The organism is Mycobacterium nebraskense, from assembly GCF_002102255.1.
Taxonomy (GTDB): domain Bacteria; phylum Actinomycetota; class Actinomycetes; order Mycobacteriales; family Mycobacteriaceae; genus Mycobacterium; species Mycobacterium nebraskense.
This window is the reverse complement of the sequence record NZ_LQPH01000158.1, coordinates 138,524-159,963: the sequence shown is the minus strand read 5'-3', so window position 1 is coordinate 159,963 and position 21,440 is coordinate 138,524. Positions and strand designations below refer to the sequence as shown.

Annotated in this window: 11 protein-coding genes; 4 read left to right on the top strand and 7 right to left on the bottom strand. The window is 68.0% G+C overall.

The genetic code is table 11. From position 1 onward, the window contains the following. Window positions 1-25: 25 nt before the first annotated feature. Genes AWC17_RS24330 through AWC17_RS24320 form a run of 3 tightly spaced genes read right to left on the bottom strand, consistent with a single transcriptional unit; the run spans window position 26 to window position 3,518 of the window. Complete coding sequence (locus AWC17_RS24330; protein WP_046186251.1) at window positions 26-865, bottom strand: transglutaminase family protein; 840 nt, start codon at window positions 863-865, stop codon at window positions 26-28. After that, the gene (locus tag AWC17_RS24325) at window positions 865-1,842 is read right to left on the bottom strand and encodes an alpha-E domain-containing protein (protein ID WP_046186252.1); all 978 of its coding nucleotides are present in this window, start codon (window positions 1,840-1,842) and stop codon (window positions 865-867) included. The genes AWC17_RS24330 and AWC17_RS24325 overlap by 1 nt, the downstream gene beginning before the upstream one ends. Continuing rightward, entirely contained in the window at window positions 1,842-3,518 is a 1,677-nt protein-coding gene (locus tag AWC17_RS24320) for a circularly permuted type 2 ATP-grasp protein (protein WP_046186253.1), read from the bottom strand. Before AWC17_RS24320 ends, AWC17_RS24325 begins: the two co-directional genes overlap by 1 nt. Window positions 3,519-3,663: 145 nt before the next feature. On the opposite strand from AWC17_RS24320, the gene rpsT reads away from it, so the two are divergent. Continuing rightward, window positions 3,664-3,924, top strand: a complete 261-nt coding sequence (rpsT, locus tag AWC17_RS24315) for a 30S ribosomal protein S20 (protein ID WP_046186254.1) — start codon at window positions 3,664-3,666, stop codon at window positions 3,922-3,924. 13 nt (window positions 3,925-3,937) lie between these two features. On the opposite strand, the gene holA is transcribed toward rpsT, so the two are convergent. Genes holA through AWC17_RS24300 form a run of 3 tightly spaced genes read right to left on the bottom strand, consistent with a single transcriptional unit; the run spans window position 3,938 to window position 7,391 of the window. Continuing rightward, window positions 3,938-4,897: a DNA polymerase III subunit delta gene (holA, locus tag AWC17_RS24310; protein WP_141224757.1), complete on the bottom strand. Its 960-nt coding sequence runs from the start codon at window positions 4,895-4,897 to the stop codon at window positions 3,938-3,940. A 44-nt stretch (window positions 4,898-4,941) separates the two neighbouring features. Beyond that, window positions 4,942-6,534: a ComEC/Rec2 family competence protein gene (locus tag AWC17_RS24305; protein ID WP_047323202.1), complete on the bottom strand. Its 1,593-nt coding sequence runs from the start codon at window positions 6,532-6,534 to the stop codon at window positions 4,942-4,944. A 5-nt stretch (window positions 6,535-6,539) separates the two neighbouring features. Next, window positions 6,540-7,391, bottom strand: coding sequence for a ComEA family DNA-binding protein (locus AWC17_RS24300; RefSeq protein WP_047323203.1), 852 nt, complete (start codon window positions 7,389-7,391; stop codon window positions 6,540-6,542). 194 nt (window positions 7,392-7,585) lie between these two features. Between AWC17_RS24300 and AWC17_RS24295 the strand changes: the two genes are divergently transcribed. The 3 genes from AWC17_RS24295 to AWC17_RS24285 are packed head-to-tail and all read left to right on the top strand — an operon-like array spanning window position 7,586 to window position 10,298. Next, a complete protein-coding gene (locus AWC17_RS24295; protein ID WP_046182133.1) occupies window positions 7,586-8,746 on the top strand; it encodes an acyl-CoA dehydrogenase family protein in 1,161 nt (386 codons plus the stop codon). 7 nt (window positions 8,747-8,753) lie between these two features. Beyond that, entirely contained in the window at window positions 8,754-9,872 is a 1,119-nt protein-coding gene (locus AWC17_RS24290) for an acyl-CoA dehydrogenase family protein (RefSeq protein ID WP_046182112.1), read from the top strand. Window positions 9,873-9,875: 3 nt separating this feature from the next. After that, window positions 9,876-10,298, top strand: a complete 423-nt coding sequence (locus AWC17_RS24285; protein WP_046182113.1) for a PPOX class F420-dependent oxidoreductase — start codon at window positions 9,876-9,878, stop codon at window positions 10,296-10,298. On the opposite strand, the gene AWC17_RS24280 is transcribed toward AWC17_RS24285, so the two are convergent. Beyond that, window positions 10,242-21,275, bottom strand: a complete 11,034-nt coding sequence (locus AWC17_RS24280; RefSeq protein WP_046182114.1) for a type I polyketide synthase — start codon at window positions 21,273-21,275, stop codon at window positions 10,242-10,244. The genes AWC17_RS24285 and AWC17_RS24280 overlap by 57 nt on opposite strands. Between the last annotated feature and the right edge of the window lie 165 nt (window positions 21,276-21,440).

The following is a 21,440-nucleotide window of genomic DNA, read 5'->3' as shown; positions in this document are numbered from 1 at the left end:
CGCTATGCTCGCGCACGCTCCACGGCTAAGCCAGCCGGGTGACCTCCACGACGACGTCGAGATCGGTCGCCCCCTGACCGGAGTAGATGCCTTTCAGGGGAGGGACGTCGGTGTAGTCGCGGCCTGCGCCCACGCTGACGTATTGCTCGGAGATCTCGGATTCATTGGTGGGGTCGTAGCTCCACCACCCGCCCGTCCACGCCTGAATCCAGGCGTGGCTGCGCCCGTCCACGGTGTCCCCGACGACGGCGCTGCGTTTGGGATGCAGGTAACCCGACACGTAGTACGCCGGAATTCCCATGGCTCGCAACAACATAAGCGACAGGTGCACGAAGTCCTGGCAGACACCCTTGCCCTCGTTCAACGCATCGAGCCCGGACGAGTGCACGCTGGTGGTACCCGGGAGATATTCCAGCTCGCCGCGCACCCAGCGGGCCGCGGCGACGACGGCCTCGGCGGGCTTGTGTGACTTGGCGATCTTTTTGGCCACGGACGCAACCTTCTTGCTCGCCGGGGTGTGCGCGGTGGGGCGAAGCAATTCGTCGAACCGATCGATCACCGCCTCCGACTGCAGGTCACCCCAGCCGACGTCGATCACCGGCGGTTCCGGCCGCTCGGTTTCGACCACCGACGACGACGTCACCGTGAGGTCGGTGTGCGGCGCGTGCAGGTCGAATGCTGTTACGGCCGTGCCCCAATAGTCGATGTAGCGATAGGACCGGGTTGCGGGAATCGTCTCGACGCGATTGAGGATGACGTTCTGCCGGGTGTCCGAGCGCGGGGTCAACCGCGCTTCGTTGTAGGACGCGGTCACCGCCGACTGGTAGGCGTACCCGGTCGTGTGCACCACCCGCAGCCGCCACATCAGGCGTCTCCCTGCCTGCTGACCAGCCGGGCGCGGTCGGCGGCGTCCGACCATGCGACCCACGGAGTGACGTGGAAGTACTGCACCGCCAACGCTTCTCCGACATCGCGGCAGGTTCGCTGCAGCCCCGCCAAGCGGTTATCCAAGGATTCCAGCAGTACACCGGGTTGCACGAATTCCAGTTCGCTGCGGGCCTGTCCGAGCAACCGCTGCGCCTCCCCGGTTGCCCCGATCCGGCTCTGCCGACTGTGCATCAGTTCGTCGAGGTTGTGTTCGGCCAGCCGAAGCGAATAGAACACCGAACGCGGAAACAGCCGGTCCAGCAGCATGAACTCGACCACCCGGCTGGCATCCAGCACGCCGCGGTAGGTGCGCAGATAGGTGTCGTGCGCGCCCGCGGAGCGCAACAGCGTCACCCAGGCCGGGGATGACGCGCTGTCCCCCACCCGCGACAGCAGCAGCCGCACCGTCATGTCGACCCGCTCGATCGCGCGGCCCAGCACCATGAAGCGATACCCGTCGTCGCGCGACAGCGTCGAGTCCGCAAGCCCGGCGAACATCGCCGCCCGGCCTTCGACGTACGACAGAAATTCATGGGGCCCAAGTCGTTTGGCGGCACGCTCGCGTTCGGCCAGGGCATGGTAGGTGGTGTTGAGGCACTCCCAGATCTCGCTGGACGTCACTTCCCGCGCCGACTTGGCGTTTTCCCGAGCCGCCGTGACGGCGTCGACGATCGAACAACCGCCCGAAGCGTTCGTGCTGAAGGCCACCAGGTCGGTCAACGACCAGACATCGAGGTCGTGGTGCGGCGGATCGATTCCGAGCACCCGTAGCAGCAGCCGAGACGCCTGGTCCGGGTCGACGCTGGAATCCTCGAGCAGCTGGTGCAGCGCCACGTCGAGAATGCGCGCGGTGTCGTCGGCGCGCTCGACATAGCGACCGATCCAGAACAGCGCCTCGGCGTTACGGGCCAACATCAGCGCTTCGCTTTTCGCTGTTGCTGTTGCTGCAGGTGCTGTTCCTGGGGCGGTTCGGTGGGTTGCGGCTGTGTTTGCGTCAACCGTGGCGCGCCGTCCAGCACCGGGTCAGGGATGGACTCCGGCAGCGAGCGCACGACTTCCGCCGCCCCGAGCTCCCGGTCGCCTCCCGACGCGCGCGGTGCCAGCACCCAGGTGTCCTTCGAGCCACCGCCCTGACTGGAGTTGACCACCCGCGAGCCCTCTACCAGGGCCACCCGCGTCAGCCCGCCGGGCAGCACCCACACGTCGTTGCCGTCGTTGACCGCGAATGGCCGCAGGTCGACATACCGGGGCCCCAGCGTGTTGTCGATCTGCGTCGGCACGGTCGACAGTTCCATCATCGGCTGGGCGATCCAGCTGCGCGGATCGTCGCGAACCTTCTTGGCGACGGTGGCCAACTCCTTGTCGGATGCTTCCGGCCCGAACACGATGCCGTAACCGCCGGACCCTTCGACCGGCTTGAGGACCAACTCGTCGATCCGGTCCAGCACCTCTTCGCGTTCGTCATCAAGCCAGCACCGGTACGTCTCGACGTTGGCGAGCAGCGGCTTCTCCCCCAGGTAGTACTCGATCATGGTCGGCACATAGGTGTAGACGAGCTTGTCGTCACCCACACCGTTGCCGATGGCGCTGGAGATGACGACGTTCCCGGCGCGCGCGGCGTTGACCAGGCCCGCCACGCCCAGCACCGAGTCGGCACGGAACTGCAGCGGGTCCAGAAAGGTGTCGTCGATGCGCCGGTAGATGACGTCGACCTGCACCTCGCCTTCCGTGGTGCGCATGTATACCTGGTTGTCCCGGCAGAACAGGTCGCGACCTTCGACCAGCTCGACGCCCATCTGGCGGGCCAGCAGCGAGTGCTCGAAGTAGGCCGAGTTGTGCACGCCGGGGGTCAGCACCACCACCGTCGGGTCGGCCTCGTTGGTGGCCGCGGAATTGCGCAGGGCACGCAGCAGGTGCGACGCGTAGTCGTCGACCGCGCGCACCCGGTGGGTGGCGAACAGGTTCGGGAAGACCCGCGCCATGGTCCGCCGGTTCTCCATGACATAGGACACCCCCGACGGCGAGCGCAGGTTGTCCTCAAGCACCCGGAAGTTGCCCTTCTCGTCGCGGATCAGGTCGATGCCGGCGACGTGGATGCGCACGCCGTTGGGCGGGACGATGCCCATGGCCTGACGGTGGAAATGCTCGCAGGAAGTAACCAGGCGGCGCGGGATGATGTCGTCGTTGAGGATCTCCTGGTCGCCGTAGATGTCGTCGAGATACATCTCGAGGGCCTTGACGCGCTGGATGATGCCGCGCTCCAGCCGGCTCCACTCGGCGGCCGAGATCACCCGCGGAACCAGGTCAAGTGGAAAAGGCCGTTCCTGACCCGACAGCGAGAACGTGATGCCCTGGTCGATGAAGGCGCGGCCCAGCGCTTCGGCGCGGGCCTTGAGCTCCGAGGCGTCCGACGGCGCGAGCTCGGCATAGATGCCCTTGTACGGTCCCCTAACGGTGCCCTGGGCATCGAACATCTCGTCGAAGGCCATCGAATAGGTGTCCGACGACACGTTGTATCCGCCGAAAATGCGCTCGGCACGCGCAGCGCGCAACCCCCGCCTGGTTTCCTCAAGCTGGCTCGGAAGACTCACTTTTCAGATGCTGCCTCAAATTGGCGTTCTGGCAGGCCACGGGTTCCCGTTTTGGGAGAAAACGTAACCGACTGATAACCTGGGCAGTCGCTGTGGTGATATCCGGCGCCCCAAACAAACGTCGAATCGGAGAAGGAACTCAAGCGTGGCCAACATCAAGTCGCAGCAGAAGCGCAATCGGACCAATGAGCGCGCTCGCCTGCGCAACAAGTCGGTGAAGTCTTCGCTTCGCACCGCCGTGCGCGCGTTCCGCGAGGCCGCTCACGCCGGTGACAAAGACAAGGCCACGGAGTTGCTTGCGTCGACCAACCGCAAGCTGGACAAAGCGGCCAGCAAGGGCGTGATCCACAAGAATCAGGCGGCCAACAAGAAGTCGGCCCTGGCGCGAGCGCTCAACAAGCTCTGAGCCCCGCGCGCGATCATCGGTGCCGGTGGGCGGCCAGTTCGGCCACCTTTCTGACCGCCGACTCCAGCGCGTAATCGGCGTCCGCCACGGCCCCCTTGACGTTGGCATTGAGCGTCGCCACCACCTTCATCGCGGCCGCCACGCTGTCGCGCGACCAATACCGCGCCTGCTTCTGGGCCTTCTGCACCCGCCAGGGCGGCATTCCCAACTGCGACGCCAGCCGATAGGGATCGCCTGACAGCGGCCCGACCCGGCCGATCGTGTGGACCGCCTCGGCCAGCGCGTCGGCCAGCACCACCAGCGGCTCACCGCGCATCATCGCCCAGCGCAGCGCCTCGGCGGCTCCCGCAACGTCGCCGGCCACCGCCTTGTCCGCGATGTCGAAGCCCTTCACCTCGGCTTTGCCGCTGTGGTAGCGGCGGACCGCGGCGGCATCGACGACCCCACCGGTGTCGGCGACCAGTTGCGAACACGCGGCCGCCAGCTCTCGCACGTCGGAGCCGACCGCGTCCAGCATGGCGGTCACGGTCTCCTCATCGACCTTGACCCGCAGCGCACGAAACTCCTTGCGGACGAAGTCAACCCGCTCGCTGGCCTTGGTGATCCGCGCGCACGGATGCACGACGGCGCCGAGTGACTGCAACTCGGTGGGCAGCGCCTTGGCCCGCCCGCCGCCCGAATGCACGACCACCAGCATCGTGCCCAGTGGAACGTCGGCCGCGGCCGAGGCGATCACCGCGGCCGCCTCCTTGCCCGCTTCGCCGGCGGCCTCCAGCACGACGATGCGCTCGTCGCCGAACAGTGACGGGCTCAGCAGTTCGGCGAGCTCGTAGGTGCTGACGTCACCGGCCCGCATTCGGCTGACCGGAACGTCGGCCTCGTTTTTGAAGCCGGCCCGCTCGCGAGCCGACCGCAACACGTCGGCCACCGCGCGCTCGACCAGCAGATCCTCGTCTCCCAGGACCAGGTGCAACGGCGCAATCTCGCTCACCCCACGATGGTGTCACGAAGGACCGACTAGGCCGCCCTGGGATCCAACAGCTCCGACAACCACCAAGCGAGCGCGCAGAGGACAGCCGTCAGCGCGCCCAGGCCGATCGCGGCGCCAAACCAGCGCCGGCCGCGTAGCCGCGTGGCGACCACAACCATCAACGTGGTCACGCCGGCGACCAGCAGCACTCCGGGCACGCCGGACGGAACGGGTACCGTCGCCGCGGGCGCACCGGCCGACCAGCGCGCCACCCGCACCACCCACCACAGTTCGGGGCCGGTGAAACGGATCAAGAACTGCGCACCGGACGGCCACGGCACGCTCAACACGGCCGCCGCGCTGCCCAGCACGGTGATCGGCACTATCACCGGTGCCGCCGCCAGGTTGGCGCCCACCGCCACCAGGCTGACTCGACCAGAGATACCGGCCACCAGCGGAGCGGTCACCACGTGCGCGGCCGCGGCGATCGCCAGCGCGTCGGCCAGCGGCTTGGGCCAACCTCTGCCCACCAAACGTCGCGACCACCCCGGCGCGATGACTACCAACGCGGCCGTCGCGACCACCGACAGCGCGAAGCCCACGTCAACCGCCAGCTGTGGGGCAATCGCCAGTAGGACCAGCACCGTGGCGCAGAGCGCCGGGATGGCCTGGCGCGCCCGCGAAGACAGCATCCCCGCCAGCCCGATGGCGCCCATCACGGCCGCCCGCAACACGCTCGCCGTCGGTTGCACGACGACGACGAACGCGACCAGTGTCAGCGCGGCGAGGACGACGGCCGCCCGCGGACCGATCAGACGCGCCGAGAACAGGACAGCGGCACACACGATGGTCACGTTGGCCCCCGACACCGCCATCAAGTGCGTCATGCCGGCCGCGCGAAAGTCGCGGTCGGTCTCGGCGGTGACCGCCGACGTGTCACCCAGGACCAGGGCGGGCAGCATCGCCGCCTGTTCGGCGGGCAACGTGCCGCGAACGGCGGCGGCGAATCGGCCGCGCACCGTGTGGGCGGCCCGCTGCACGGCGCCGGCGGTGCCCAGGGTCGGGCGGCCCGACGCGTTGAGCACCGCGACGGTGAGGTCGCGGCGGGTCGGACGGCCGATTCGTGCGGTGAACCGCACCGGCCGGCCCACCATCAGCCCACCGGCTTCCGATTCGAAGTCCGAGGCGCGCGCGAATACGACCACCCGGCCGGAAATCTGCGCGTCGCGCAGGCGCTGCAGCGTGGCGCGAAACATGAGCCGGCCGCGACCCAACGACACGGGGCTCTCGGTCGGGGTGACCGTCAGCGGGGCGACCGTCCCGAACGCCGCGGTGATCGGGTGGCGATCGACCGCTTCGGCGCGCAGCGCTACCGCGAACCCAAACCCCGCGCCGATGACCCCGACCGCGACGACGCCGGCGCTGACGGCCCGCAGCCGCCCGGTTTCGCCCGGCCTGCGCGCGGCGCGCCACACCAGCACGCCGGAGGCGGCGACCAACACGACGCAGCACGCCGCCACCACCCGGCCGATCGGCCACCAGATCCCGGCCGCGGTCACCACCCAGCAGGTGAGCGCGGCCGGCACCAGGCGCGCATCGACGGGCGCCGCGCCCGATTCGACGCGGCCGGAATCGCGCACCGGTGTCAGACACGGACCAGGGCGCGCAGCTTCTCCAGCCGCGCCGGTCCGATGCCGTCGACATCGGCGAGCTGGTCGACGCTGGTGAACTTGCCGTTGGCCTGTCGCCAGGCGACGATCGCGGCGGCCGTGACCGGTCCGACGCCGGGCAGGGCGTCCAAGTCCTCCGCGGTCGCGGTGTTGAGGTCGAGGACCTCACCCGCCTTCGGCTTGACCGACCCGGTGCCGGCCCGCGGCGGCGGCGGCTTCGACGTCGGCGTCGACCCGGAGGCCACCGAGCTTCCCAGCGCGGTCGGCTGCCCGGGGACGGGAACGAGCCCGACGACGATCTGCTCGCCGTCGCCGAGCGGGCGCGCCATGTTCAGCCCGATGGTGTCGGCCCCGTTCACCGCCCCGCCCGCGGCCTGCAGCGCGTCGGCAACGCGCGCGCCGGGCGCCAGGGTGACCAGTCCGGGGCTGTGCACCAGGCCCACCACGCTCACCACCACCGGCCGGTCGGGGCCGGCACCGGGGCTCGCCGAGGGCTTGGGGCTTGCCGTGGACGCCTTCTCGACCGGCGGCAATTTGGCCGACATCACCGGCGCCGGCCGGTCGCGCAGCAGGGTGAACACCGTGACAAGCACGGCCAGCGCGGCCACGATCGCCAATCCGATGGCACCGGCACGCCCCGGGTCGGCGCGCAGTCTGGCCACCCAGCCCCGATCCGGGGAAGCATCGGGCAGCCACCGCGGCAGCAGTGAATTCTGGTCCTCGTCTGCCGCCTCCCCGGGTGACGTCGACCCCGAGCCGTCGGACTCGGTGTCCGGTTCGGCACCGAGTCGCCGCTGCAGGCGCTCGGCAGGAAGCTCTGTTCGCATGCGCCGACCGTAGGCGCGCCAACCCCCAGATCGGCCCCGCCCGGCGGCGCCGCGACCCGGACTGTGGACTAAATCGAGGCTGTGCACAACCGCCGTACGGGATGGGTCAATATGTAACCAAGAACGCGTCCCCAGATCCGGGCATTCATCCGACGCTGGTAGCCGCGTTCACCCCCAGACGACAGGAGGTCGCCGTGCAACTGGCGCTCACACCGGAGGAAGCCGCGTTCCGCGACGAACTCCGCACCATCTACACCACCAAGATTCCCGAAGAGGTGCGCGAGCGGGTGCGCCGTGGCGCGGCGGAAGTGAACCGCGACGACATCGTCACCAGCCACAAGATTCTGCACGAGCACGGTCTGGCGGTACCGAACTGGCCGATCGAGTGGGGCGGCAAGGACTGGACGCCCACCCAGCACCAGATCTGGGCCGACGAGATGCAACTGGCGTGTGTCCCGGAGCCGTTGAACTTCAATACCAAGATGGTGGGCCCGGTGATCGCCGAATTCGGTTCGGAGGAGGTCAAACAACGCTTCCTGCCCCCGACGGCCCGGCTCGACATCTGGTGGTGCCAGGGGTTCTCCGAGCCCGAGGCCGGTTCGGACCTGGCATCGCTGCGCACCACCGCGGTGCGGGACGGCGACAGCTATATCGTGAACGGCCAGAAGACCTGGACCACGCTCGGCCAGTACGCGGACTGGATCTTCTGTCTGGTGCGCACCGACCCGCAGGCGCCCAAGCGTCAGGCCGGCATCTCGTTTCTGCTGTTCGACATGAAGACGCCGGGCATCACGCTGCGGCCCATCAAGACGATCGACGGCGGCCACGAGGTCAACGAGATCTTTTTCGAAGACGTCCGCGTGCCCGCCAACCAGCTTGTGGGAGAAGAGAATAAGGGCTGGACGTACGCGAAGTTCCTACTGGGCAATGAGCGCACCGGCATCGCGGGGGTCGGGCGCACCAAAGTACGCCTGGCCGAGGTGAAGAAGCACGCCGCGGCCACCGGGGTGCTCGAGGATCCCCTGTTTGCGGCGCGGCTGGCCGAGGCCGAAAACGAGCTGCTGGCACTGGAACTCACGCAGTCGCGGGTGGTCACCGACTCCGCGAACGGGCAGCCCAACCCCGCCTCGTCGGTGCTCAAACTCCGCGGCAGCCAGCTACAGCAGGTGGCCACCGAACTGCTCGTCGAGGTGGCGGGCCCGGACGCACTGCCCGCCGACGGGGAAGGCATTGCGTCCCCGGACTGGGCGCAACACAGTGCGCCGCACTACCTCAACTACCGCAAGACGTCGATCTACGGCGGCAGCAGCGAGGTGCAGCGCAACATCATCGCGTCCACCATTCTGGGATTGTGAGGCAGCCATGGACTTTCAGTTGACCGACGAGCAGACCCTGCTCCGCGACACGACCCGCGACCTGCTGTCGCGCAGCTATGACCCGGAGAGCCGCAACAAGGTCATCGGCTCCGATCTGGGCTGGAGCCGTGAGGTGTGGAGTCAGCTCGCCGACACCGGGATCCTCGGCCTCGGCTTCGACCCGGACGAGGCGGGCCAGATCGAGATCATGGTCGTGCTCGCCGAGGCCGGGCGCCGGTTGGCGCCCGAACCGATCCTGCACGCCGCGCTGGCGCCAGGTGCGCTGATCGCTGAGCTGGGCACCGACGCCCAGAGAGAACAGCTCGACGATGTCGCGGCCGGCCAACGGCTGCTGGCCTTCGCCCACCTGGAACCGGGCCACCGCAAGCCGACCGCAGCTGTGGGCACCAAGGCTGTGCGGCAAGGGGATTCGTGGACGTTGAGCGGACGCAAGAACCCGGTGCTCGCCGGCGACTGCGCCGACACGTTGGTGGTCAGCACCGCCTTGCCGGACGGCGGCACCGGGCTGTTCCTGGTCGACGCGAGCTCCGAAACCCCCGCCATCACCCGTCACCCGTACCGGACCTTCGACGGACAACGCGGCGCGCAGGTCGACTTGGACGCCGCACCGGCCGAACCCCTGGGTGAAGCGGTCGACGCCTCGCAGGCCATCCGCGACGCCATCATCCGCATCCAGTCGGCGCTGTGCGCCGAAGCGGTCGGGGCGATGGAAGAAGCGCTGCGGCTGACCACCGATTACCTCAAGACGCGCAAGCAGTTCGGCGTCACGCTCAACAAATTCCAGGCACTCACCCAGCGGGCGGCCGACATGTACGTATCGCTGGAGTTGGCCCGCAGCATGAGCCTGTACGCGTCGATGTCGATCGCCGACGGCAACCTCGACCCGGTGATCGCCTCGCGCGCCAAGCTGCAGATCGGCCGGTCGGGCCGGCACATCGCGCAGGAGTCGATCCAGATGCATGGCGGAATCGGTGTGACCGCGGAATATCCGGTCGCCCACTACGCGGCCCGGCTCACCGCAATCGAGCACACCCTGGGCACCTCCGGCGACCACCTGCACAATCTGATCGACCACATCGGCGACTACGACTTGGCCCGGCTCTAGCGAATGGCCGAGCTGTCCGGCCGGGTCGTCGAGTTCCTGTCCGGCGGAACCCGCACCGGGATGCTCGGGTACGTCGCCGCCGACGGCAGACCACTGGTCGCCCCGGTGTGGTTCGTCGTCGACGACGGACAGCTGGCGTTCAACACCGGCCGCGACACGTCGAAAGGCCGTGCGCTGGCACGTGATCCGCGAGTCGTGATCTGCGTCGACGATCCCCACCCGCCCTACTCGTTCGTCCAGGTGCAGGGTGTCGCGGCGGTAACGGAGGATCCCCAGGACGTCCTGGACATCGCGACCCGCACCGGCGGCCGGTACATGGGCGCCGACCGCGCCGAGGAGTTCGGTCGCCGCAACTCCGCCCCCGGCGAACTAGTGGTTCGCGTCCGCCCCACTAAGGTCATCACCGGATTCGACATCACTGCCTGACCCGGCAACCGACTGCCGGCCCGGCGCAGAGTCCGCCTCGGACAGCTGACCGACGAGATATTCGGCGAGCCCCCCGATGGTCGGATAGTCGAACACCGCGGTCGCGTTAATCGTGAACTTGCCGCCGAACTGACTATGCAGCCGGTTGCGGAGTTCGATCGCCATCAGTGAATCCGTACCCAGGTCCAGGAACCGACTGGTCGCGGCGGGCGGTTGCGCGAGCCGCAGGAAGTTCTGTACTTCGCGCTGAAGGAATTCGGTCACGAAACCCGCGCGCTGCGGCACCGGTATCTCCATCAGCTGCTTGAGCAGCTCACTGTCGCCCGTGACCTCTCCGACGGCACTCGGCAACACCAGGTCGAGAATCGGTGGACGCGAACTGCCCAGCACCTTCGCCGCACGCTGCCAGTTGGCCTTGATGACGGTGGCCTGGCCGGTTCCATTGGCGACGACCTCGGCCAGGGCGCCCAGCGCGGCCGACGGTTCCAGTGGAATCAGGCCCTGCGCAGTGACATTGGCGCTCGCGGCCGCCGAGGAGGCCATGCCGCCCTGGGCCCAGGGACCGAAGTTGACACCAGTGGCGGGCAGGCCCCGCGCCCTTCTCTGCGCCACCAGACCGTCGAGCAACGCGTTGGCAGTCGCGTAGTTGGCCTGCCCGGGTGAACCGAACAGGCTGGACACCGAGGAGGACACGATGAAGAAGTCCAGATCATCGTCCTTGGTCAACCCGTCTAAATGGCGGGCGCCGAACGCCTTGGGCGCCAACGTTGTCCGGAATCGCTCCAGGTTCTGCTGAGACAGCAGCGCATCGTCGAGCACGCCGGCCAGATGCGCCACCCCGGCGAGCGGCGGCAACTCGGTGCGGATCCGTTCCAGCAGCTTCTCCACCTCGGACTCGTCGCCGACATCGGCCGCCAATACGTGGATGCGGCACTTGTAGCGCTCGGTGATCTCCTCGATGACGCGTTGCGCGTCCGCATCGGGCGCGCGCCGGCTGGTCAACACGATGTCACCGGCCCCGCGTTGGGCCAGATACGAGGCCATGTGCAGACCGATGGCACCGAGGCCGCCGGTGATGAGATAGCTCCGATCGGCCCGCGGCTGCAACGGATTCGGCATCTGCAGCACGATCTTGCCGATATGCCGCGCTTGCTGCATGCGGCGAAACGCCGTCTTCGCCTCCGTCAGCGGGTAGATCTCGGCGGGCAGTGGTGTCCACTCGCCGGCGGCCAACCCGTCCGACACCTCGGCCAGCAGGCCACGGATGCGTTCGGGCTCTTGGAAGGTAACCGTGTCCAGCGCAACGATCTCGTAGGCGATGTCGGGACGGGCCGCCGCCATCTGCTCCGGAGTCCAGATGTCGCGCTTGGCGATCTCGGCAAAGCGGCCATTCTGGGCGGTGGCCCGTACGGTGGCTTCGACAAATCCCTCGTTGGTCAGGCTGTTGAGCACCACGTCGACGCCCGCGCCGTCGGTATCGGCGAGGATTTGGTCGGCGAAATCCGTACTGCGCGAGTCGTAGACGTATTCCACGCCCAGCTTGCGCAGCGCCGCGCGCTTGTAGGTGCTGGCGGTGGCGAAGACGATCGCACCGTGCCGCTGCACCATCTGGATGGCGGCCAATCCGACACCACCGCTGGCGGCGTGGATGAGGACACGGTCGCCGGGCTTCAGCTGCGCCCAGTCGAACGCGAGCCGGGCCGTCAGCGCCGCGGCGGGAATGGTCGCCGCGTCCACCGCGCTCAGCCTGTCGGGAATCGGCGCCAGCAGCTGGGCCGGCACATTGAACCGGCTGGCGAAAGCGCCCTGCATGAAGCCGAAGACGCGTTGGCCGACCTCGAGCCCGCTGACGCCCCCACCCACCTGGGTTACGACGCCGGCGAAGTCGCCGCCGATCGGGCCCGGATCGCCCGGGTAGAGCCCCAGCACATTGAGCACGTCCCGGAAGTTCAAGCCGGCAGCCTCCACCCGGACCTGGACATAGCCCTCGTCCGGCGGCGGCACTTCCGCCTCGGTCAGCCGCAGGTTGTCGATCGCGCCGCGTTCGGTGGGCGCCAGGACGTAGTCGGTTGAACGCGGCACCGCGAGATGACCGCTGCGTGCCCACGGCAACAGCCGGGAGGCCAGCAGCTTTCCTTGTCGCAGCGCGAGTTCCGGTTCGTCGACCGGGGTGGCCAGCAGACTGGCCAACGCCGCAACCGCCTCCGGCGATCCGTCGCAGTCGACCAGCCTGCAGTGCAGCGCCGGTTCCTCGTTGATGGTGGTGCGCCCGAATCCCCAGAGTGCCGCCTGCACTGGGTCGACCGGCTCGCCGGATTCGGTGGCTACCGCCCGATCGGTGACGATCCACAGTCCTCCAGGCAGTTTCACGTCGCCGCGTTGCGCGGTGTGCACGGCGCTGAGCAGGTTGGCGATCTCGGTCTCGATGCGTGCGGCGACCTCAGCGCTCGACTCGCCTCCGCCCGGTGCGGCGGCGCGCCAGACGACGCCCGAGAACGGCAGACCACGTTCGTGGGCCTGCGCCAGCAGCTGTCCCAGGGGCTCGGAATCGGTGGTCCGGTGCAACGGGATGCAGCCCGGCACGCTGGCGGCCAGTTCGTCGAATCCGGCGATCAACCAGGTGCCGTTCGCGGTACTGTCAGTCGGCGCCGGCGGCGGTACCTCGTGCCAGCCAAGGGTGTAGAGCAGTCGGGTGGCGTCGCCGCCAAGGCCGCGCAGCAGCGCCTCGCGGGGTGCGCGTTTCACGGTGAACTCGCGAATTCCTCCCAGCTGGCGGCCATCCCGATTGACGAAATCGAGGTCGAAGACCTGGGTTTCGCTGTTGAGTTCGCTGTTGTGCCACCTCGCGCGGCAATAGAACCGTCGAGGCATCTTCTCCCGCAGCGTCACCTGCCCGTACCGCAGCGGCAAGAAGAGATCGTTGACGCCCTGTTCGGCCGCGAGGAGCGCCGGGAACGCCGGGAAGGCGACGCCGGTGCACAGGTCCATCAGCACCGGGTGCATCGGCTCGGTCCCGAGGTGTTCGGCGAGTTCTTCACCGACCACGATGTCGCCGATCGCCTCACCCTCGCCGAGCCACAGTGACTTCAGGGAACCGGACCAGGTCGGCCCCCACGATAGCTCCAAGTCAGCGAAGGTCTCGAACAACTCCTGAGGACGCATCCGGTTCAGTCGCTCGATCGCTTCGTCGACGGGGACCGCGTCCTCCGACGCCGGTTCGTCGGTGACGGTCACGACGGTGCCTTCGGCGTTCAGCGACCATTCGGCGCTACGTTCACCGTACGGGCGGCTGTGCACTTGGAATGTGGACTCGCCGGCGTCCTGCGGCGGATGCAGGCTCAGCTGTACCTCGCGAGAACTCTTCTCGGGCAGGATGATCGGCTCGTAGAAGAAGATGTCCTTCACACGCGCCGGTGCACCGACCGCGGCCAGTGCCATCGCTGCGTACGTCGCCCCGGGGACGACGACGGTGCCGTAGATGACGTGATCGGATAGCCACGGCTGCGATTTGACGGACAACCTGCTGGTGTAGACGGAGTCACCGGAGGCGAGGTCTTTCGCGTTGCCGAGGATTCCGGACACCGCCGGGCCATCGACGGCGATGCTGGACGTCTTAGGCCAGAACCGGCGGCGCTGGAACGGATAGGTGGGCAGTTCGATCCTGTGCCCGCCGTGACGATGCAGCGCAGCGAAATCGGGGCGATGGCCGCCGACGTAGGCCGCTGCCAGCGCGTCGGCGATCTGGCGCCGGTCGCCGACGCCCTTGCGCAGCGAGACGATCGCCCGGGGCGCGGCCAGGTGCTCCGGCCAGACCTGCACCGCAGCACCGGTCAGCACCGGTTGCGGGCCGATCTCCATCAATACCGAGCACCCGAGCGCCGCGACGGTGCGCATGCTCTCGGCGAACTGCACCGGCTGGCGGGAATGCCGCCGCCAGTACTGAGCGTCGAGTGGCGTCTGGGGCGTCAGCACGGCGCCGGTGCGGTTGCAGACCAGCGGCATCGTCGGGGCGGCGAACTGCAATTGCGCTGCGTACGACTCGAATTCTGCGAGCACCGGATCCAGCAGTTCCGAGTGGAAGGCGTGGCTGGTCTGCAGCCAGGTGCAGCGGATCCCCTCGTCGCCGAAGCTGTCGACGATCTGCTCCAGATCCTCACCCGGCCCCGAAAGCACGGTGTTGGGTCCGTTGTAGGCGGCGACCGACACCCGCGGGAATTCGCCGGCGGCCTCCTCGACGTGCTTGGCGTCGGCGAACACCGCCACCATTCGCCCACCTTCGGGCAGGCTGCCGAACATCCGGCCGCGCTCGGCCATCAGCCGGGCGCCGTCCTCGAGACTGAACACGCCCGCCACACACGCCGCCGCGTATTGGCCCACGCTGTGCCCCAGCACCACATCGGGTTCGATCCCCCAGGACTGCCACAGCCGGGCCAGGCCCATCTCGACCGCGAAAAGTGCCGGCTGCGCAAACGACGTGTGCCGCAGCCTTTCTCCGGCTTCGCCGCCGGTTTCACGATCGGTGGCGAAGAGCACCTCCAGCAAGGGAAGCGGCAGGATGTCACTGACCGCGTCCGCACAACGTGTCACGGTTTCGGCGAAAAATGGCTCGGTGTCGAACAACTCACGCGCCATCCCCGGATATTGGCTGCCCTGGCCGGTGAACAACCAGGCCGTCGTCGGGTGGTGAGTGTGCTCGCCACGTACGACACCGGGTCGCAGCCGGTCCTCGGCCAATTCGGCCAGGGCCTCGCGCGCGCCCTCGACCGAATCCACGACCAGCGCGGCGCGATGTTCGAAGTGTGAACGGCCCGTTCCGGCGGTGCGGCATACCTCGTCGAGGTCCACGTCCGGGTGGGCGCCCAGCCAGGCCTCGTAACGTCGGGTCAACGCCGCCAGTGCTTCCGGTGACCGCGCGGACAGCGTCAGCACCTTTACCTGTTCAGCCTGAGCTTCCGACGCCGACTTCGTCGCGACTCCGTCCTCGGCTGCAGCTGGCGCCGGGCCCTCCTCGATCAGCACGTGCGCGTTGGTGCCGGTGAATCCGAACGAGCTCACGCCGGCGCGCCGGGGCCTGCCACTGGTCTGCCACGGCATCGACTTGTCCACGACCCGCACCGGCAGCGAATCCCACGGGATGTGCGGCGACGGCTTCTCGAAGTGCAGGCTCTGCGGCAGTACCTCATGCTGCAGCGACAACACGACCTTGATCAAACCCGCTGCACCCGAGGCTGATTCGGTGTGGCCGATGTTGGTCTTCACTGACCCCATCAGCAATGGCCGGTCCGCGTCACGCATGACACCGTAGGCGGCCGCGGCCGCCTGCACCTCGATCGGATCACCCAGCGGCGTGCCCGTCCCGTGCGCCTCGAGGTAGTCGACGTCGCCGCCGGCCCAACCGGCGCGAGCCAGCGCCGTCCCGATGAGCCGTTGCTGCGCACCACCATTGGGCACCGTCAAACCGCTGGACGCTCCGTCCTGGTTCACCGCGCTGCCGGAAATGACCGCGCAGATCCGGTCGCCATCACGCTGCGCATCGCTCAACCTCTTGAGTACCAGGATTCCGCAGCCTTCACTGCGCACGTAACCGTCGGCGGAGGCGTCGAAGGTCTTGCATCGCCCGACAGGGGAAAGCATCCTCGCGCGGGAGGCGGCGATGACCGTCACCGGCGAAAGCAAGACGTTTACACCGCCGGCCAACGCCATGTCGCAGTCACCGGAGTGCAGTGCCTGGACGGCTTGATGGACGGCCACCAGCGCCGAGCTGCATGCGGTGTCGACTGCCATGGCCGGTCCTTCGAGTCCAAGCGCGAAAGCAACCCGGCCGGAGATGGCGTTGAGCGCGTTGCCGGTGATGAAGTAGGGCTCGATCTTGTCGATCGACTCCGACGACAGCAGATGCGCATACTCGTTGGCGGCCACCCCGGCGAAGATGCCGGTTCGGCTGCCGCGCAGCGCCGCCGGTGAGTACCCGGCCCGTTCCAGACCCTCCCATACCGTTTCAAGCATCAGCCGCTGCTGTGGCTCGATCCAGACGGCCTCGCGGGGGGAAATCCCGAAGAATTCGGGATCGAATCCGTCGATTTCGTCGAGGAATCCGCCGAACCGCGTGTAGGTCTTGCCCGGGGTGTCCGGGTCCGGGTCGTAGAACTCGTCGATGTCGAATCGGTCCTCCGGGACCTCCCGGATCGCATCGACGCCTCCAGACAGCAACTCCCAGAAGGCTTCCGGATCGGGTGCGCCGGGGAAGCGGCACGACACCGCGACGATTGCGATCGGTTCATCCGTGCGCGTCGCCACCGCCGATGCCGGCTGGGACCTTGTTTTGGAGGATGCCTGATCGCTGAGCTCGAGCACGTCGTCGAGCAGGTAGTCGGCCACGTCGGACAGCCGCGGGTGATCCATCGCCAGGGTGGCCGGGATCTGCTTGCCCACGCCTTGCTCGATGCGGCGCCGCAATTCGACGGCCATCAGCGAATCCATGCCGAGGTCGAAGAACCCCGCGTCCTCGCGGATCTCCGCGGCATCCACGCGCGTCACCTCTGCTACCACGTCACGCAGGTAATCGGTCAGGAGTTTCTTGCGCTGCTGCACCGGAGCGCCGGTGAGCCGCTCGACCAACGGGGTCTTGCCAGTCGTTGTCACCGCAGGCACCGCATCGGGCACCTCGCGCTCCAGCTCCGCCAGGAACGCCCGCCTACCCGCTTGCTGGTAGAGCGGCAGGAAGCGGGCCCAGTCGATCCGGGCGACGACTCCTTGCGCGGGGCCGTGCGCCGGAGCGGACGCCACGACGTCGGCCAGACCTGCAAGTGCATCGGCAGGTGACAACGTCCGCACCCCGCGCTGATCCAGTCGCGCACGAGATTCCGCGTCGGCCATGCCCGCCGACCACGGCCCGAAATTGACGCTGCCCCCGAGGATGCCCTGCTCGCGCAGGCGCCAGGGCAGCCCGTCGAGGAAGGCGTTGGCCGCGCCGTAGGCGCTCTGGCCGAATCCGCCCCACACCGAGGCGATCGAGGACGTGCTGATGAAGAAGTCGAGCTTTAGATCGGTCGCCGCTTCGCTCAAATGCCAAGCACCCCAGACCTTGCCGGCGAAGACGCGATCGACCTCGGCGTCCTGTAGTGCGCTCAGCGGGGTGGTGCCGATCTCGCCCGCAGCGTGGACGATGCCGGCCAGCGGCGGCAGCTCGGCCTGCACGCCTGCCAGCAGGCGTGCGACGTCGTGCGCGTCGGCGACATCGGCGGCAACGACGCGGATTTGGCAACCGTGCTGTTCGCTCAGGGCATCGATGCGCCGTTGTGCGGCCTCGGTTGGGGCGCGTCGACCGGTCAGCACCAGATGCCCGGCACCGTGCGCGGCCAGGTACCCGGCAATCTCCAGCCCGATCGCACCCAGTCCGCCCGTCACTAAATACGTTGCGTGGTTTCGCAGTTGCAGCGGTGTACCGCTCGGCGGCTCGCTGCGCCGAACCAACCGGGGAACGTAGACCGCCTGATCGCGCAGCGCGAGCTGATCTTCCCTGATGGCCGGGCCGTGCGGCGTGGTGATCCGGTCGATGAGCGCAGACCATTCGCCGGCAGTACCTTCCGACAAGTCCGCCAGGCCGCCCCACACGTGCGGGTGCTCCAGCGATGCGGCACGCCCGAATCCCCACAGGCAGCTCTGATGCGGCGCCACCGTGTCCGTGTTGATGACGCGCTGTGCCCCTTGGGTCACGACCCAGATGGGGCTGCGTAGTTCAGCGGCGACCGCGGCGCTGAACAGCCGGCGTGTTCCGCCAAGGATCCGGTGTTGCATCCGCAACAGTGACCGCATCGATGGTGTGGTCCCGGCCTCCAGGGCCGCGACGTGCACGATGCATAGCGTCGAATCGTCTGCTGCCGCAGCGCGCAACGTGTCCGCCAGCCGTTCGGTGTCTGCGTCGGACAACGGCAACGCGACGACCCGGTGCCGGTGGTTGTGTGCACTCAGCACGTCGACCAACGGCTGGACCGCATTGACATCGTCGACGACGACGACCCAACTGGATCCCTCACCCACTTCGGTGCGGGAGAGTGGAGCAGTTGATTTGTCCCAGCGGATCTCGTAGCGGTCGTCCGCGATGGAGTGGGCCGTGCGTTGTTGGTTGTGTTGTGCCGCAAGCTTGGTGAGTACATCCAGAGTCTGATGATCACCGCCCACACCGTCAAGCAGGGTCGCGAGCTCCTCGATCCGGCCGTCCTCGAGAAGGCGGATGGCCTGGGTGCGCGCCGCCATGGGCTGTTGTTGGTCGACAGGATCGCGATTGTCCTCCCGATTGTCCCGAAACGAGTATTGCCGGCGCTCGAACGGATACGTGGGCAGATCGAGCTTTTGGGCGTGCGCCTGCCGTAACGCGTCGAAGTCGGGCACGTGGCCCAGGACATAGCTATCGGCGACGGCTTCGATGATCTGCCTGTGGTCGGCGGTGTTTCGGCGCAAAGAGGTGATCGCCCGCGGCGCGGTGGCCGGGTCGGGCCATGCGCCCAGGGCAGCCGCGGTGAGAACGGGTCGTGGGCCGATCTCCAGCAACACCTTGCAATTCAGGTCGGCAAGGGTGCGCACGCTCTTGGCGAATTCCACCGGTTGACGCGCGTGACGGCGCCAGTAGGCGCCATCGAGTTTCACGCTCCGGCCGAGCGCGGCGCCGGTGCGGTTGTCAATCAAAATCCGTTGTGGCGCATTGAAGTTGAACCTCTCCGCAGACGATTCAAATTCGTCGAGGATCGGGTCCAGCAACGCCGAGTGGAACGCGTGGCTGGTGTCCAGCCAGTCACACCGGACACCGTCGACCTCCAGTCGAGCCACCGCCTGCTCGAGATCCGCTGCGGGTCCGGACAATACGGTGTTGGCGCCGTTGTAGGCGGCGACAGACAGGCTGGGGAACTCGTCGGTCAGGCGCTCGGCCCGCTCGGCGGCGGTGAACACCGCGACCATCCGGCCACCCGGCGGCAGACTGCCGAAGAGACGGCCACGTTCGGCCATCAGCAGCGCGCCGTCCTCGAGACTGAATATGCCCCCGACGCAGGCCGCCGAATACTGGCCGACGCTGTGGCCCAGCACCACGTCCGGCTGGAAGCCCCACGACTGCCAGAGCCGGGCCAGGCCCATCTCCACCGCGAACAAGGCGGGCTGCGCGTAGGAGGTCTGCCGCAGCGTCGCTTCGCCATCCGGGCCGTCCACGTCGAAAATCACTTCCAGCAGAGGCTTTTCGAGAAGGTCAGCGACCGCGGCAGCGCAACGATTCAGCGTCTCGGCGAACACCGGCTCGGTGTCGAACAACTCCCGAGCCATGCCGGGGTACTGGCTGCCTTGACCGGTGAACAGCCAGGCCGTCTTCGGTGTGTCATGGGATTCTCCGCGAAACAAACCGGGCGCCGGGCGGTCGTCCGCGATTGCGCCGAGTAGCTCGATCGCAGCTTCTCTGGAATTGACCACCAACGCGGCGCGCTGCTCCAAGTGTGCGCGCCCCACCCCGGCGGTGAAGCACACGTCCGCCAGGGTGGCCTCCGGGTGCGCTATCAACCAGCTTCGATATTCCCCGGCGAGTTGCACCAACGCGGCGGGGGTTCGCGCCGAGAGCGGAAGGATGCTGAGCCGTCGGTCCCCGGGCTGCCCGACCGGAACCGGTGCCGCCCGCTCGGGCGCTTCGGAGAGAATCACGTGAGCGTTTGTCCCGGCGAACCCAAATGAGCTGATTCCCGCGATGCGCGGCTGCCCGTTGCGTTCCCAGGTGGTGGCCTCCTTGACAACCTGCACCGCAAGCCGGTCCCAGGGGATGTGGGGCGATGGGTTCTGAAAGTGGAGGTGCTGCGGCAGTAACTCGTTCTCGAGCGACAGGATGACTTTGATCACACCCGCGATACCCGCGGCCGCTTCCAGGTGTCCGATGTTCGTCTTCACCGAGCCCATCAGCAGCGGCTGGCCGGGTTCGCGCCCGGCGCCGAGCACCGCACCCGCGGCCTGGGCCTCGATGGGGTCGCCCAGCGAGGTCCCGGTGCCGTGCGCTTCGAGGTACCCGACGTCGCGCGGTTGCAGGTCGGCGCGCTTCAGCGCGTCGGTGATGACCCTTTGCTGGGCAACGCCGTTCGGCACCGTCAATCCCCCGGATGCGCCGTCCTGGTTGATCGCGCTGCCGCGGATGACGGCCCGAATCCGGTCGCCGTCGCGGATGGCGTCCTCGAGGCGCTTGATCACGATGACGCCGCATCCCTCGCCGCGCACATAGCCGTCCGCCGCCGCGTCGAATGTCTTGCATCGGCCGTCGGGCGCGAGCATGTGCGCGCTGGAGAACGTGATCATGGTCGCCGGGGTGAGCAGGACGTTTGCGCCGCCGGCAAGCGCGAGGTCGCATTCTCCCAAGCGCAGCGCTTGGCACGCCTGATGGATGGCCACCAGCGACGAGCTGCACGCCGTGTCGACGGCCACCGCGGGACCCTGCAGCCCCAACCGATAGCTGATCCGGCCCGCTGCCGCGGCACTCGACGTCCCGATGGCCATGTAGGCCTCGATCTCGGGGTAAGTCAGCTCGTCGGACGCCATTCCCAGGTAGTCGTGGGTGGCCAAACCAACGAAGACACCAGTGTTGGTGTTAGCCAGCGCCGTTGGCGCGGTACCCGAATGCTCGACCGCACGCCACGCGGTCTCCAGCAAGATCCGGTGCTGCGGGTCCATCAACCTGACCTCGCGCGTCGACATACCAAAAAACGGCGCGTCGAACCCCGTCACGTCATCGACAAAACCGGCACGACGGGTCACGACCTTGCCGGGCACACCGGGTTCCGGGTCGAAGAATTCGTCGACATCCCACCGGTCCTGCGGCACCTCCGATATCGCATCCCGGCCTTGGCTCAACACATCCCAGAACTCATTCGCATCCGCGGCGCCGGGAAAACGCGCCGCGTAGCCGACGATCGCAAAACCCGATGCCGGCTCGCTCAAACCCTCGACGGATGCCATGCGCTTCGTCCTCCTTGGCCGGTCAAGATGCGATCCGCGCGGCAGGCCGGTTGCGCTCCGGAATCATCCGAAGTCCAGCACTGCGGTTGCAGCGCTCGCACCGCGCAGCGACGGCCTGAGCGGCCGCCGCCCTGCTCCCCTCCCGGCCGTTCGATCGAACAACGG

Coding starts and splice junctions, on each gene's coding strand:
- AWC17_RS24330 (WP_046186251.1), bottom strand. CDS start 865: ATGTGGCGGCTGCGGGTGGTGCACACGACCGGGTACGCCTACCAGTCG.
- AWC17_RS24300 (WP_047323203.1), bottom strand. CDS start 7,391: ATGCGAACAGAGCTTCCTGCCGAGCGCCTGCAGCGGCGACTCGGTGCC.
- AWC17_RS24325 (WP_046186252.1), bottom strand. CDS start 1,842: ATGTTGGCCCGTAACGCCGAGGCGCTGTTCTGGATCGGTCGCTATGTC.
- AWC17_RS24285 (WP_046182113.1), top strand. CDS start 9,876: ATGGCCGAGCTGTCCGGCCGGGTCGTCGAGTTCCTGTCCGGCGGAACC.
- AWC17_RS24290 (WP_046182112.1), top strand. CDS start 8,754: ATGGACTTTCAGTTGACCGACGAGCAGACCCTGCTCCGCGACACGACC.
- AWC17_RS24280 (WP_046182114.1), bottom strand. CDS start 21,275: ATGGCATCCGTCGAGGGTTTGAGCGAGCCGGCATCGGGTTTTGCGATC.